At 73.0% G+C, this 13,719-nt stretch carries 12 protein-coding genes; 3 read left to right on the top strand and 9 right to left on the bottom strand.

Annotation, left to right across the window (positions count from 1 at the left end):
* Nucleotide 1: 1 nt before the first annotated feature.
* From AB0B66_RS25450 to AB0B66_RS25425, 6 genes are all read right to left on the bottom strand, one after another.
* The gene (locus tag AB0B66_RS25450; RefSeq protein ID WP_360534545.1) at nt 2-1,000 is read right to left on the bottom strand and encodes a hypothetical protein; all 999 of its coding nucleotides are present in this window, start codon (nt 998-1,000) and stop codon (nt 2-4) included.
* Between the two features lie 70 nt (nt 1,001-1,070).
* Nucleotides 1,071-1,889, bottom strand: coding sequence for a metallophosphoesterase family protein (locus AB0B66_RS25445; RefSeq protein WP_360534543.1), 819 nt, complete (start codon nt 1,887-1,889; stop codon nt 1,071-1,073).
* A gap of 45 nt (nt 1,890-1,934) precedes the next feature.
* Nucleotides 1,935-2,360 (bottom strand): GNAT family N-acetyltransferase, encoded by a 426-nt coding sequence (locus AB0B66_RS25440; protein ID WP_360534541.1) that lies wholly within the window; start codon nt 2,358-2,360, stop codon nt 1,935-1,937.
* Between the two features lie 40 nt (nt 2,361-2,400).
* Entirely contained in the window at nt 2,401-2,853 is a 453-nt protein-coding gene (locus tag AB0B66_RS25435) for a hypothetical protein (protein WP_360534539.1), read from the bottom strand.
* 610 nt (nt 2,854-3,463) lie between these two features.
* Nucleotides 3,464-4,408, bottom strand: a complete 945-nt coding sequence (locus tag AB0B66_RS25430) for a DUF4184 family protein (RefSeq protein WP_360534537.1) — start codon at nt 4,406-4,408, stop codon at nt 3,464-3,466.
* A 41-nt stretch (nt 4,409-4,449) separates the two neighbouring features.
* The gene (locus tag AB0B66_RS25425; RefSeq protein WP_360534535.1) at nt 4,450-6,537 is read right to left on the bottom strand and encodes a prolyl oligopeptidase family serine peptidase; all 2,088 of its coding nucleotides are present in this window, start codon (nt 6,535-6,537) and stop codon (nt 4,450-4,452) included.
* 155 nt (nt 6,538-6,692) lie between these two features.
* Between AB0B66_RS25425 and AB0B66_RS25420 the strand changes: the two genes are divergently transcribed.
* On the top strand, nt 6,693-7,739 hold the full coding sequence (locus AB0B66_RS25420) for a glucose 1-dehydrogenase (protein WP_360534533.1): 1,047 nt from the start codon (nt 6,693-6,695) through the stop codon (nt 7,737-7,739).
* Between the two features lie 108 nt (nt 7,740-7,847).
* Here AB0B66_RS25420 and AB0B66_RS25415 read toward each other — a convergent pair whose 3' ends face one another.
* Genes AB0B66_RS25415 through AB0B66_RS25405 form a run of 3 tightly spaced genes read right to left on the bottom strand, consistent with a single transcriptional unit; the run spans nt 7,848 to nt 11,086 of the window.
* Complete coding sequence (locus tag AB0B66_RS25415; RefSeq protein WP_360534531.1) at nt 7,848-8,642, bottom strand: alpha/beta hydrolase; 795 nt, start codon at nt 8,640-8,642, stop codon at nt 7,848-7,850.
* Nucleotides 8,643-8,685: 43 nt separating this feature from the next.
* Complete coding sequence (locus AB0B66_RS25410; protein WP_360534529.1) at nt 8,686-9,570, bottom strand: SDR family oxidoreductase; 885 nt, start codon at nt 9,568-9,570, stop codon at nt 8,686-8,688.
* Between the two features lie 22 nt (nt 9,571-9,592).
* Nucleotides 9,593-11,086, bottom strand: a complete 1,494-nt coding sequence (locus AB0B66_RS25405) for an NAD(P)/FAD-dependent oxidoreductase (RefSeq protein WP_360534527.1) — start codon at nt 11,084-11,086, stop codon at nt 9,593-9,595.
* A gap of 151 nt (nt 11,087-11,237) precedes the next feature.
* On the opposite strand from AB0B66_RS25405, the gene AB0B66_RS25400 reads away from it, so the two are divergent.
* Together AB0B66_RS25400 and AB0B66_RS25395 are read left to right on the top strand one after the other, a co-directional pair.
* Nucleotides 11,238-11,855, top strand: a complete 618-nt coding sequence (locus tag AB0B66_RS25400; RefSeq protein WP_360534525.1) for a TetR/AcrR family transcriptional regulator — start codon at nt 11,238-11,240, stop codon at nt 11,853-11,855.
* 306 nt (nt 11,856-12,161) lie between these two features.
* Nucleotides 12,162-13,719: glycoside hydrolase family 6 protein (locus AB0B66_RS25395; RefSeq protein WP_360534523.1), on the top strand; the 1,558-nt coding region annotated here is incomplete at its 3' end.

The following is a 13,719-nucleotide window of genomic DNA, read 5'->3' as shown; positions in this document are numbered from 1 at the left end:
GCTAGCCCGCCGGCGGGTCGTCGTGGGTCCGCGGCAGCGCCGGTCGGCACGGGTCGGCGGTGTTCCCGGCGTGGTCGAACCGGCACGGTCGCAGGTCCCAGTCGGCCAGCAAGGCGACCAGCGCCGTCTCGTCGGCGGCGGCGGCCTTCCGGACGAGTACGGCGCCCACGTCGTAATCGTCGGTGGACAGCAACCGCTCGTCGTACTCCCAGTGCGTGATCCGGAACGACCGGTACCTGTTGCGGCATTCCCAGCCGCGGCGGCGGGCGGACTCGTCGTGCTCGGTGAGGTCGGGGGTGATGTCGACGAACGCGCGGCGACCCGGTGCCGACGCGGTGACCTCGGTGACCAGCCGCCGCCCCAGGCGCAGCGCGGCCAGCCGGCCGCCCGCGAAGTCCACGATCCCGCCGCCGGGCCCGCCGACGCCGGTGCGCCGCCAGATCTGCCGGAACCGGTGCGCCGCCTCGACCTCCGACTCGCGGACCGGGAAGTTCGGCGGGCCGCATGGTTCGATGCCGCACCGGCGGCAGGGCTGCTGCTCGAAGCGCGACCCGCAGAGCGGGCACGTGTCGGACCAGTCCTCGCCGGAGCGGTAGGCGGTGATGAGGCGCGCGACGACCACCGGCAGCCGGTCTGTCGGGTGCAGTTCGGGATCCGGGCAGTAGGCGAGCCGGTACCTGCCCCACGTGTGCCAGGCGTCGGCCTTGCGCGCCGCGCGCCGCCCGTCCGCCTTCTCCGCGAGGCGCCGGGCGGAGTACGCCGACTGCTCGGCGGTCCAGAGGGCACGCGCCTCGGACAGTTCGTCCACAGCGCGGACCAGTGCCTCCGGGTCGTCCCCGAGCCGCTGCGGCATGGCGGCGCTGACCAGCAGGTGGTGCCAGGTCGCGCGGAAGCCGTACGGCGGGAACTTGACGACGCATTCGCGCAGCATGTGCATCCGCTGCAACAGGTCGAGCTCCGTGGTCCGTACCCGGCGCGCTGCGGCAGGAAAGCTGGTCACGGGCACGACAGTAGCGACCGGGCAGACTGCGCGGCGTGGACTTTTCCGGCCGGGGGAGTGCGCCGACGGCTCAGCCGGCGCTCGCCGGCGGGGCGGCTTCCCGCGGGCGGCGGTGGTAGCCGGGCCCGCCGGGTGCGTTCATCTCGCCGCGGTAGACCCCGTGCAGGATCTCCGACTCGTAGCCGGCGTACTCGGGCATGCCCGTCTCCCGGGCCACCGCGAGTTCGGCCTGCACGTCGTAGGGCACCCGGACGAACTGGATGGAGAACGGCGCCTCGGCATCGGACCCGTACGACCCCTCCAGGATCACGTACACCGGAGTGGGGTCGTCCATGGCGTTGCCGACGCTGCCGGTGTTGAACAGGGTGCGCCGGGCACGGTCGACCTCGTAGTACGGGTCGTGGGTGTCGCCGTACCCGACGACCGTGGGCTCGGGTCCGTCGCCGGTCGCCGGGGTGTTGGCGAACATCGACAGGAACTCCGCCTCGTCGTGGTCGAACCGCACGCGGTGGTGCACCGAGTCCGACGACGCGTGGTACAGGCGCACCTGCCGCCCGCTCATCAGGAAGTCGTGGCTGAACGGCCGCGCCCGCAGCCAGTCACCCTGCCCCGGGGCCAGCTGCGCCAGCCACCAGGCCAGCGCCGGGCTGTCGTAGGCCCGGTCGGGATCGGGCAGGAAGTCGTCCCAGTTGCCGAGGATGTTGACCTCGCACCGGGTACGGCAGATCTCGATGACCTCGCGCCCGCGCGGTCCCTTGCCGACGTAGTCACCGAGGTTGAAGATGCGGGTGATGCCGCGGGCGTCGATGTCGTCGAGCACGGCCTCCAGCGCGGTGAGGTTGCCGTGCACGTCGGAGATGAGGGCGATGCGGTCGAGGGGCGGGCGCATCCCATGATCCTAAACGCGGGACGGCCACGCTGGCGTCTCGTGCGGTCAGCGGGCGGTCAGCGGCTTGACCCAGCGGGACCACTGCGGCTGCGGCCGGTATCCGGCGGCGGTCCAGGCCGATGCGGCGAGGTCGTTGTCGTCGAGCACCATCGCGTCGGCCCGCCGCCCGCCCAGCGCCGCGAAACGCTGCTCGGCGGCGTCGAGCAGGGCCCGCCCGATGCCCTGGCGGCGGCGGTCCGGGTGCACCGCGTACCGGTAGAGGTGGCAGCGCCAGCCGTCCCAGCCCGCGATCAGCGAGCCGATGATCGCGTCGCCGTCCACGGCCAGCAGCAGCGCCTCGGGGTCGCGGGCCAGCAGCGCGGCCACCGCCGCGGCGGCGTCGTCGCGGTCGGTGTTCTCGGCGGCGGTCTTCCAGAACGCGAGTAACGGCTCGATGTCGGCGGCGACGGCGGTGCGCAGGGAGAAGGACATGCCTGGATTCTCTCCGCCGCCGTCGTGTGCGTGCTGCCGCCTAGGCCGGCCAGGGGACGAAGATGAGGCCGGCGAGACCGGCGGCCAGTGACATCACTGCGAGCGTCGCGGTCCAGACGACGCTCAGCGCGGTCGGGGCGGGGTTGCCGGCGAGGAACCGCCGGTGGACGGCCGCACGTTCCTCGGCCGGGACCACCTGGTCGAGCCATCCCTCCGATTCGGCGTGGTAGAACCGCGTCCACGCTCGGGCGTGGTTGACGCCGATGGCGCTCAGCGCGCTCAGCACCGAGGCCAGGAACATCAGGATGGCCAGCCGGTCGGCCAGGACGAATTCGCCCGGGAAGGGCTGCGTGACGGTGGCCGCCGCCGCGCACAGCAGCACGGTGCCGCCGAAGCCGAGCGCGGCGATGCCGTTGGCGGCCGACTGGTACTGCCGCACCCGGCGCGAGGCCATGAGCGCGAGCTGCAGGTGTGTCTCAGGGGTGGTGGGCACGGCATTTTCTAGCACGGCCCGGCAATACCATGGGGGCGCTGCGAGCACCGGGTGTGCGCGGCGGCACGACGGGGGACAGATGCGGCGTAGGCGGACGGCATTGCGGGTACGCGTGCACGCGCTGCCAGGCCGGACCGGGCTGCGCCGGGTCGTGGTGCCGGACCCGCCGCTGCGCGACACCCACCAGACCCTCCTGCTCTGGCAGCACACGGGCGCGCTGACGGCGTCCCGCGCGGACCTGTGGCGGCTCGGCGCGCTGTTCCGGTTCGCCGCGGTGAGCCCGCACTCCGCCGTGTACGTGCCGCTGCGGCGCAACCCGCGCGACGATTACGCCGAGATGTGGTCCCAGGAACAGGGCCTCGCCGACCTGCTGATCCTGCGTGGCGACGTGGGCCTGCGGCCGGCGCACTGGACCGCCCTGCGCGCCCGGCTCGGGGGTGGCACCCGCGCCGGCCGGTCCGCCCTGGTGAGCGTCCCGTCGCCACGGGAGCCGGTCGTCGAGCGGAGCTGGGACCGGCCGATGCTCGCCGTGGCGGAGCACGGGTCCACGCTGTTCTGGTCGGGCACATCGCGCGCTCTGTACGCCGCCGGCGACGACCTGGCCTGGTGCTCAGGCCAGGTCTCGCGGCACGAGGACATCCGGCGGCACGGCGGTCCGGCGCTGCTCAGCCAGTGGGACGGCCCCGGCTCGCCGTTCGACTCCATCGGCCGCCGGGACGAAACCTGGGAGTGCATGATCCTGGCCGTGGATCCCCGGCGTCAGCGCTGACTGTTGCCCCGCCGGCGACGCAGGTCGTCCTGAGGGCCCGCGCGGCCGGACGGCGGCGCGCGCCTGTACCGCTGCGGCACCCGCGAGCAGCGCCGACGCCGCGAACAGCAGCACCCGCACGGCCTGATCGCCCACGAGCCGCACCGGGTGCAACGGCAGCGAGCCCAGGCCGAGCGCGAACACCACGGCCGCCACGGACCAGAACAGGACCAGCCGTGGCGCGTCCGCCATCGGTGCCGGCCCGTACCAGCGCCGCAGCAGGCGGGCCCGGCCGATGTGGAACATCAGCGCCGTGGCGGCCGCCAAACCGGCCAGGTTGGAGCCGATGGACAGCAGCTCCCACCACGGCATGCCCGGCCACGCCTGGCGATGCAGGAAGGGGAGGAGGACCCGGCCGCCGTCGACGGTCGGATGGGTCAGCGCGTCCCAGCCGATGTGGCAGAGCGCACCGATGAGCGCCGAGGTCGCGGTGACCAGCCAGTGGTGCCGTGCCAGGCCCAGCGCGCCGTAGTCGCGCAGGGCCAGAGGCCGGCCGGCGGGCAGGTGTGCGGCGATCGCCGGCGCGGACCACCGGACCAAACGGGTGCCGACGACGGCCAGCGGCAGCGCCCACCACAGGGGCGCGTGCCACGCGTGGCTGTGGATCGTCACGCCGTAACCGTCGGCGGCGAAGGCGAGGTCGGGCGCGACCGTGCCGATCACCAGCGCGACACCGTCGAACCAGCGGGGACGCCACAGCTTGAGCGGGACGACGGCGACGGGATGGGTCGGCAGCGTGAGCGGCATGATCCGATCGTAGAGATCGCCCGCCGTCCCGCGGTCGGCCGTCAGGGCCGGCGGGTGTACGCCGTCAGGAATGCCAGCTCGTCCGCGCACAGGTCCAGGGTGCGCGACACCGACCGGTTGCCGTGCCCGACGTCGCCCTCCCGGCGCAGCAGCACCGGCCGTCCACTGGTCGTCGCGTGCTGCAGCGCGGCCGCGAGCTTGCGGGCGTGCAGCGGGTCCACCCGGCTGTCGCCGTCGAACACGGTGAACAGCACCGCCGGATACTCCGTGCCCTCGTGCACGTGGTGGTACGGCGAGTACGACAGCAGCCAGCCGAGCTGCTCCGGGTCGTCGGCGGTGCCGTACTCCCCGGCCCAGGTCGAGCCGAGGCCGAACAGCTCGTAGCGGACCATGTCCAGCAGGGGGGCGGAGCAGACCACCGCGGCGTACGCCTGCGGCCGCTGGGTCAGCGCCGCCCCGACGAGCAGGCCGCCGTTGGAGCCGCCCATGACCGCCAGCTGCCCCGGCGTGGTGGTGCCGGAGGCGACCAGCCAGTCCGCGGCGGCGTGGAAGTCGTCGAAGACGTTCTGCTTGCGGGCCAGCATGCCGTCGCGGTGCCACTGCTCGCCCTCCTCGCCGCCGCCGCGCAGGTTCGCCACCGCCCACACCCCGCCGGCCTCCGCCCAGGCGATGGCCATCGGCGAGTACCAGGGGGTCAGCGAGATGTTGAAGCCGCCGTAGCCGTACAGCAGCGTGGGCCGCGGGCCGGTGGCGGGCGCGCCGGGCGCGACCACGAACATGCGCACGTCGGTGCCGTCGGCGGAGGTGTAGGTGACCTGCTCGGTGACCACGTCGCCGACCGCGGCCGCGCCCGGCGGGCGGGCCCACAGGCCGACCGTGTTGTCCCGGGCGTCGAAGCGGTGCACGGTGCCGGGCGTGGTGTGGTCGCCGTAGCTGAACCAGGCCTCGTGGCCGCCGTCGCGGCGGGACGTGAGCGGGCCGAGGCTGCCCACCCCGGGCAGCGCCACCTTGGCGACCTCCTCGCCGGTGTGCAGCTCGTGCACGGTCAGCTCGCTGAGCGCGTGCCGGGTCGTCGCCACCAGCAGCACCGGCGTCTGCAGCGCGGGGCCGTCGAGGATCTCGTAGTCCTCCAGCACCGCCCCGGGGTCCTCGGCGATCAGCTCACGCCAGTTCGGGTACGCGAGGTCGGCCGGGTCGGCCACGCACAGCCGCCACCTTGGCGCGTCGCGGTTGGTCTGCAGGTAGACCTGGCCGTCGTGGAAGTGCGCGTGGGTCATCGCGTCGACGCCCTGCTGCACGGCGCTCAGCGCGGGCGCGTCCGGCGGGCTCGCCGACAGGTCGGCCAGCCACAGGTCGTTGCGCGGGTCGGTGCCCTGGGTCTCGCTGATGGTGAGCCAGCGGCCGTCCCGGGACACGCGCGGCATGAAGTAGCGGCCGCGGGGCGAGCCGTCGCCGAGGATCAGCGGGTCGGTGTCCGGGTCGGTGCCGAGCCGGTGCAGGTAGACCCGGCGGTGCAGCTTCGGGTCGTCGCCCTCGACCGCGCCGGGGGCGAGGAAGCGCGAGTAGTAGAACGCCTCGCCGCCGGGCAGCCAGGCGATGGCGGTGTGCCGCATCCGGTCGATCGGCCCGTCCACGACCGCGCCGGTGGCCACGTCCAGCACCCGCAGCAGCGGCTCCTCGGTGCCGCCCACCGACATCGCGTACGCCAGCAGCGTGCCCTCCGGCGACGGGTAGTACCAGTCCAGCGTCGTCGCGCCGGTCGGGTCGGCGGCGTTCGGGTCGAGCAGCACCCGCTCGGCGCCGTCCGGCTCGATGACCAGCAGCACCGCGTGGTCCTGCGCGGCGGCGCGCCGCTGGAAGAAGCCGCGCTCGCCATACCAGACGGGGGCCGTCACCGCGCCGACGGCCAGCAGCTGCGCCAGCCGGTCGCGCAACGCCGCACGTTCGGACCAGCCGGCCCGGTGCTCGGCCAGCAGCTCGTCCTGCGCCTGCGACCAGGCCGTGGTGTCCGGGTCGGCGGGGTCCTCCAGCCAGCGGTAGGGGTCGGCGATCCGGTGGCCGTGGATCTGCTCCACGAGGTTCAGCCGGGCGGCGGGCGGGTAGGCGAAGGGGGCGCGGTCCGTGGACATGCCGTAAAGGATGCACTACGCGGGGTGTTGTCGCACGTGCGAGTAGTGGCGTCTGCCGCTGGCCGATACACCCGGCAAGCCGGGCATCGGGGACACGGCCGGGTCGGCGGGCGAATGCCCGCCGCAGCGACAGCGACGAGCCTAGGGTGACGGCTATGCGAGGTTTGATCGTCGAGGCGGGACGCCCGGGCTCGGCTCGGTACGTCGACGACCTGCCCGAACCGGACGAGTCCGAGGGGCAGGTGCTGGTGCAGGCGCTCGCGGTGGGCGTGTGCGGCACCGACCGCGAGATCATCGCGGCGGAGTACGGCACCGCGCCTGGCCCGGACAACCGCCTGGTGATCGGGCACGAGTCGCTGGGCCGGGTCATCTCCGACGACTCCGGCCGCTGGCAGCCGGGTGACCTCGTGGCCGGCATCGTGCGCCGGCCCGACCCGGTGCCCTGCGTCAACTGCCTGGTCGGTGAGTGGGACATGTGCCGCAACGGCCGGTACGTGGAGTGCGGCATCAAGGAGCGGCACGGCTTCGCCCGGGAGCGGTGGCGCGTCGAGCCCGACTTCGCGGTCGGCCTGGACGCCTCGCTGCTGGAGGTGGGCATGCTGCTGGAGCCGACCAGCGTGGTCGCCAAGGCCTGGGAGCACATCGAGCGCATCGGCCTGCGCGCCCGGTACGAGCCCAGAACCGTGCTGGTCACCGGCGCCGGCCCGATCGGCCTGCTGGCCGCGCTGATGGGCCGCCAGCGCGACCTGGAGGTGCACGTGCTCGACCGCTCCACCGACGGCCCCAAACCCGACCTGGTCGCCGGTCTCGGCGCGACCTACCACACCGGCCAGGTCTGCGACCTGGACTTCGAACCCGACCTGGTCCTGGAGTGCACCGGCGCGCCGCCGGTCATCGCACAGGTCATCGACCAGGTCGGCCCGAACGGCACGGTCTGCCTCACCGGCGTCTCCAGCGGCGGCCGCAAACTGTCGCTCGACCTCGGCGGCCTCAACCGCGACATGGTCCTGGAGAACAACGTCGTCTTCGGCTCGGTCAACGCCAACCTGCGCCACTGGCAGGAGGCAGCCCACGCCCTGCGGTCCGCCGACCCCGACTGGCTCTCGGCCCTGATCACCCGCCGCGTCCCCGCCGCCGACTACGCCACCGCCCTCGAAAACCAACCCGACGACATCAAAGTCGTCCTCGACTTCGCCGCCTGACCCGCCCCGAGCGAAGGAAGGGCACCTTCCCATCGCTATGCGATGTAGAAGGTGCCCTTCCTAACTGCCGGGCGCAGTTGAGCAGCGCCGGTCGCGGCTTGGTGGCGGTCAGCCGTTGCGGGTGGCGGTGGTGGCGATGATGACTTCGGCGAGCAGGGCCGGGTCGTCGCTCATCGGCACGTGGCCGCAGCCGGGCAGGGTCACGTGCCGGGCCTGCGGCAGCCGTTCGCGGGCGGTCCCGGCCTGGCGCGGCAGCAGGATCCGGTCACGGTCGCCCCAGGCCACGGTCACCGGCACGGACGGTGCGCCGCGGAACTCGTAGCCGCGGGCGGCGGCTCGCGCGACCGGCCGGAAACCGGCCGCGCCGCGCAGCGCCAGGGCGTCGGCGACCGCGCGTTCGGCGTCGAGCCGGCCGGGGTGGCGCATCAGCATCGCGAACGCGAGCGCCCGAGTACGGGAGGGCCGCATGTTGGCCCGCACCACCGGCTGCGGCAGCAGCGTGCCCCAGCGCATCACGGTCAGCACCGTCAGGGCGTACCGCAGGTGCCGGCGCGTCCAGAAACCCGCCGGGGAGATCGCCGTCGCCGAGGCGACCACCCCGGCGGCGGCCAGTTCGAGGGCGATCGCGCCGCCGAGACTGTTGCCGGCCACGTGCGGGCGGTGCAGCCCCTGCTCGCCGAGCCACAATGCGACGGCGGCGACGGTCTGCGGCATGTCGGTGGGCATCCCGCCGGACGGCACCGGCGAGCGCCCGAAGCCGGGCAGGTCGATGGCGATCACGTCGTGCTGCTCGGCCAGCCGGTCGAGCACCGGCTCCCAGGCCCGCCAGTGGTGGCCGATGCCGTGGATCAGCACCAGGGGCTCGCCCGCGCCGCGGCGCTCGTACGCCACTTCGATGGTCATGCCCTCTCCTCGCTGCGCTCGTCGGCGGCAGGCCCGAGTCCGCTCATCGCGCGTCCCCTCGCACGGTCTCCGCGCTGTGCGCGCCGAAGGACCTGCCCAGGGCCTCCACCTCCTGCTCCAGCTGCGGCACCAGCGACCGCGACCGCCGCCCCACCAGGCGGTCGCTGAACGCGCTGTTCACCACGGTGCGCAGCAACTGCACCCCGGCGATGGCCCGCGGCACGTAGACGCGCCTGCGCCGGTGCTCGACGCCGTGGACGAACGCCCGCGCGCACCGCTCGACGGAGCTGGTCGACCCGACCGGCCAGGGCAGGCTGCCGAACGCGGCCCGGAACGACGGCAGGTCGTCCTTGGCGTCGCGGACCAGGTCGGTGTCCACCCAGCCCGGGTGTGCCGTGCCGACGGCGACGCCGTGATGGGCCAGCTCCAGCCGCAGCGCGTTGCCGAAGTGCTCCACCCCGGCCTTCGCGGCGCAGTACGCCGACATGCCCGGCAGCGCGGTGAACGCCGCCGTCGACGAGACCAGCAGGTAGTAGCCGCGGGCGGCGATGACCGGCGCGGCCGTGGCAGCCGCCGTGCGCATCACCCCGATCAGGTTCACCTCGACGGTGCGGGCCAGCGCCTCGACGTCACCGGTCGCGACGGTGCCCAGGCCCGCGATGCCCGCGTTGGCGATCACGCAGTCGATGCGCCCGAACCGTCGCAGCGTCCCGGCGACGGCCGCCTCGAGCGCTGCCGAGTCGGTGACGTCGGCTTCGAACCAGGCCGCACCGTCGAGTTCGCCGGCCAGCCCGCGCAGCCGGTCCGGTTCGAGTCCGACCAGCGACAGCCTGGCCCCGCGCGCGACGGCCAGGCGGGCGGTGTGCGCGCCGATGCCCCGGGCCGCACCGGTGATGAGCACGACCTGGTCGCGCAGCGGTCGTCTCATGCCCGCTCCTCGCAAAGCTCGTTCATCGGGCCTCCTCGTCGGCGGGGGTGCGGGCCGGCACGGGCCGGTAGGCGGCGGCGTCGAAGCGGCGTGTACGCAGCCAGTACGACCAGGTGTAGCCGGGCCACAGGGTGGAGTTGCGGCCGTCGGCGTCGAGATACCAGCTGCGGCAGCCGCCGCTGGTCCACACGGTGCCGTCCATCGCGCGGTCCAGTGCGGCGTTGTAGGCCCGCTGCGCGTCCGGCCGGGGCTCGATCGCGGCGACGCCCGCCGTGTCGAGGTGGCGCAGCGCGCCCAGCAGGTACGTGAGCTGGCACTCGATCATGAAGACGACCGAGTTGTGGCCGAGCCCGGTGTTCGGGCCGAGCAGCAGGAACAGGTTCGGGAAGCCGGCGACCGCGATGCCGCGGAAGGCGGACATGCCGCCCGCCCAGTGCTCGGCCAGCGTGCGTCCGTCGGCGCCCCGGATCGTCCGCGCCATCGGCAGGTCGGTGACGTGGAACCCGGTGCCGAACACGATCGTGTCGGCAGGGTGCTCGTGCCCGTCCGCGGTGACCACGCCACCGACCGTGACCCGGGTGATCGGCTCGGTCACCAGGTCCACGTTGGCGCGGTCCAGCGCCGGATAGAAGTCGTTCGACAGCAGGACCCGCTTGCAACCCATCGTGTACGAGGGGGTGAGCCGCTCGCGAAGCACCGGGTCGGCGACCGACCGGCGCAGGTGGCGGCGGGCCATGGCCTGGCCGAACCGCATCAGCGCCGGGCGCAGGAACGCGGTGGCCTGCAGCTCGCGTCCCCAGTACACCCCGGCCCGCAGCAGCCAGTGGGTGAACGGCGCGGAGCGGAACAGCCGGCGCTCGACGGCGCTGATGTGCCGGTCGCGGCGCGGCAGCACCCAGGCGGGCGTGCGCTGGAACAGCGTCAGTGCGCCGACCCGCGGCGCGATCTGCGGCACGAACTGGATCGCCGACGCCCCGGTGCCGATGACGGCGACCCGCCGCCCGGCCAGGTCGAGGTCGTGCCGCCAGCGCGCCGAGTGGAACGTCTCGCCGCCGAAGTCCGCCAGGCCCGGCAGGTCCGGGATGGATGGTTCGGTGAGCGGCCCGCCCGCCGCGACGAGCACCTGCGCCGTGTACGCCCCGTGCGAGGTGTCGATCCGCCACAGCCGTGCGCCGGAGTCCCAGGCGGCGGCGTGCACCTCGTGCCCGAGCCGCAGGTGCGGGCGTACGCCGTGCTCGTCGGCGCAGCGGCGCAGGTAGGCCCAGATCTCCGGCTGCGGCGAGAAGCTGCGGCTCCAGCCCGGGTTGCGGGCGAAGGAGAAGGAGTACATGTGCGAGGGCACGTCGCAGGCGCAGCCCGGATAGGAGTTGTCCCGCCAGGTCCCGCCGACCTCGTCGCCCCGGTCGAAGACCAGGAAGTCCCGGTGGCCCGCGCCGCGCAGTCGGATCGCCGCGCCGATCCCGCCGAACCCGGCCCCGATGATCGCGATGCGGGTATGGCGATCCGCGCTGCTCACGGGTGACCTCCTCCGTGGTACCGACGGGTACCATCCCTCGCCCGAGAAATTACCACCGGGTAACAGGGCGGGGAAGGCCCGAAATCGTCACGAGCCACCGGTACAGTCTGCTCCCATTCGACCCTGACTCGCCCCGACCAGCGGAGGAGCCATGGCCGCCCCCACCCGGACGCCCGAATCGGTCCGCCGTGACCTGACCACGGCACTCGCGGCGTGCGTCGCCGAGAAGGGCTACGCATCGACCACCATCGCCGACATCGTGGCGCTGGCCCGGGTCTCCAAACGCACCTTCTACGAGCACTTCGCCGCCAAGGAAGAGTGCCTGATGGCGCTCTACGAACACGTCTGCGACCGGCTGATGCTGATCATCCGGGCCGCGGCCTCCGGCGACCAGCCGTGGCCGGAGCGGATCAGCGACGGCGCGGCGGCCTACCTCGGCGCGCTGGAGACCATGCCGGCGTTCACCCGGACCATGCTGATCGAGGTGCAGGCGGCCGGGCACCGCGCGTTCACGCTGCGCCAGCTGACGTTGCAGCGTTTCGCGGGCACCCTGGTGGACCTCGTCGAGGTCGGCCGGCTCAGCGATCCCGACCTTCGGCCGCTGTCGCAGGGGCAGGCGCTGGCCATCGTCGGCGGCATCAACGAGCTGCTGCTGCACGCGATCGACCCGTACACCGGGTCGGCCGGCGAGGACGTCGAGGGCCGGTTCGCGGCGCTGCACAGCGACGTCGTACGCCTGATCTCGGCAGTGCTCAACCACCGCGACTGAAACTTTCACCGCTGGTCAACGCATAGACACATGGTGTTGTGTCGTGCTTGTTTCGTGTGCGACGATGACCGCACTCGCGTAGGGAGCACACGCGATTTCATCGCCGAGGGCACCCGGTGTCACACCGGGACGGCGTTGTCACGGACCGCGTTCCGGTCGTCTGCGTTCACCTTCAGTTCCGCCCGCCGGGCAGGGCACCCCGCACCACCTCCGTGGCGTCTCGGCGCGGCCCTGCTTTCGGCCGTCTCTGCGGCGTCCACACCGGACCCCTGCCCGGGGATCCGGACACGGCCCAAGGAGAAGGCAATGAGATTCCCGATCAGGCTGTCCGGAAGGCGCAAGGTAGTCGCGCTGACCGGTGCGAGCGCCCTCGTGGTCGCCGGCCTTGTCACGCTCCCCGCGGCGATCGCGCACGCCGCGCCCGGTTGTGACATCACGTACACCTCCAACGACTGGACCGAGGCCCCCGGCAGCGGCGGCTTCACCGCGTCCATCACCGTCAAGAACACCGGCGACCCGATCACCAGCTGGTCGCTGAAGTTCGCGTTCCCGTCCGGACAGACGCTGACCGCCCCCGGCTGGTCGGCCACCTGGTCGCAGTCGGGCGCCAACATCACGGGCACCAGCCTGTCCTACAACGGCACGCTCGGCACGGGCGCGTCGACCAGCATCGGCTTCAACGGCCGCTGGAGCGGGGTCAACACCAAGCCGACCGCGTTCACGCTGAACAACACCACCTGCACCACGGGAGGCGTGACCCCGACGCCGAGCACCGGCCCGAGCACCAGCCCGAGCCCGAGCACCCAGCCGAGCCCGAGCACCAGCCCGAGCCCGCAGGCCCGCTCGATCATCATCACGCCGTCGTCGGTGAGCGTCGCCGAGGGCAGCAGCTCGTCGGTCACCGTCAAGCTGAGCGCCGCGCCGACCTCGAACGTGACGGTCGCCCTGGCCCGCAGCGGCGACACCAGCATCACCGCGCCGTCGTCGGTCACGCTGACCCCGTCGAACGCGGTCGCCGGCGTGAGCGTCGCCATCGCCGCCGCCGAGGACAGCGACCAGACCCACGGCACCGCGACCGTGGCGGCCTCCGCCTCGGGTTACACCGGCGCCTCGCTGGCCGTGACCGAGATCGACAACGACATCACGCAGAGCGGCAAGGCCGACAACCCGTACGTGGGGGCGCGTGGTTACGTGAACCCGGAGTGGAGCGCGAAGGCGGCGTCGGTGTCGGGTGGCAGCCGGGTCTCCAACATCTCGACCGCGGTGTGGCTGGACCGGATCGCGGCGATCGCGGGCACGTCGGGCAGCAGCTCGAACGGGTCGATGGGTCTGGCCGACCACCTCGACGAGGCGCTGCGGCAGTACAACGCCGGGTCCGGGCCGCTGACGGTGCAGTTCGTGATCTACAACCTGCCCGGGCGTGACTGCTCGGCGTTGGCGTCCAACGGTGAGCTGGGCGTGGACGAGCTGCCCCGGTACAAGTCGGAGTACATCGACCCGATCGCGGCGATCATGGGTCAGAGCAAGTACGCGCCGCTGCGGATCGTGGCGATCATCGAGATCGACTCGCTGCCGAACCTGGTGACGAACACGAACATCGCCAAGTGCGCGACGATGAACTCCAACGGCGGCTACGTCAAGGGCGTCGGGTACGCGCTGGCCAAGCTGGGCGCGATCTCGAACGTGTACAACTACATCGACTCGGCCCACCACGGCTGGATCGGCTGGGACACCAACTTCGGCCCGACCGCGCAGAAGCTCAAGGAGGCCGCGGTCGCCGAGGGCAGCACGGTCAACAACGTGCACGGTTTCATCACCAACACGGCGAACTACTCGGCGCTGGTGGAGCCGTACTTCACGATCA

This window comes from Catellatospora sp. NPDC049111 (assembly GCF_040648615.1).
Classification (GTDB): Bacteria; Actinomycetota; Actinomycetes; order Mycobacteriales; family Micromonosporaceae; genus Catellatospora; species Catellatospora aurea.
Note: the sequence above shows the minus strand (reverse complement) of the source record. Positions and strands in the feature narration are given on the sequence as shown.

Coding starts and splice junctions, on each gene's coding strand:
- AB0B66_RS25445 (WP_360534543.1), bottom strand. CDS start 1,889: ATGCGCCCGCCCCTCGACCGCATCGCCCTCATCTCCGACGTGCACGGC.
- AB0B66_RS25440 (WP_360534541.1), bottom strand. CDS start 2,360: ATGTCCTTCTCCCTGCGCACCGCCGTCGCCGCCGACATCGAGCCGTTA.
- AB0B66_RS25430 (WP_360534537.1), bottom strand. CDS start 4,408: ATGCCGCTCACGCTGCCGACCCATCCCGTCGCCGTCGTCCCGCTCAAG.
- AB0B66_RS25425 (WP_360534535.1), bottom strand. CDS start 6,537: ATGTCCACGGACCGCGCCCCCTTCGCCTACCCGCCCGCCGCCCGGCTG.
- AB0B66_RS25420 (WP_360534533.1), top strand. CDS start 6,693: ATGCGAGGTTTGATCGTCGAGGCGGGACGCCCGGGCTCGGCTCGGTAC.
- AB0B66_RS25415 (WP_360534531.1), bottom strand. CDS start 8,642: ATGACCATCGAAGTGGCGTACGAGCGCCGCGGCGCGGGCGAGCCCCTG.
- AB0B66_RS25410 (WP_360534529.1), bottom strand. CDS start 9,570: ATGAGACGACCGCTGCGCGACCAGGTCGTGCTCATCACCGGTGCGGCC.
- AB0B66_RS25400 (WP_360534525.1), top strand. CDS start 11,238: ATGGCCGCCCCCACCCGGACGCCCGAATCGGTCCGCCGTGACCTGACC.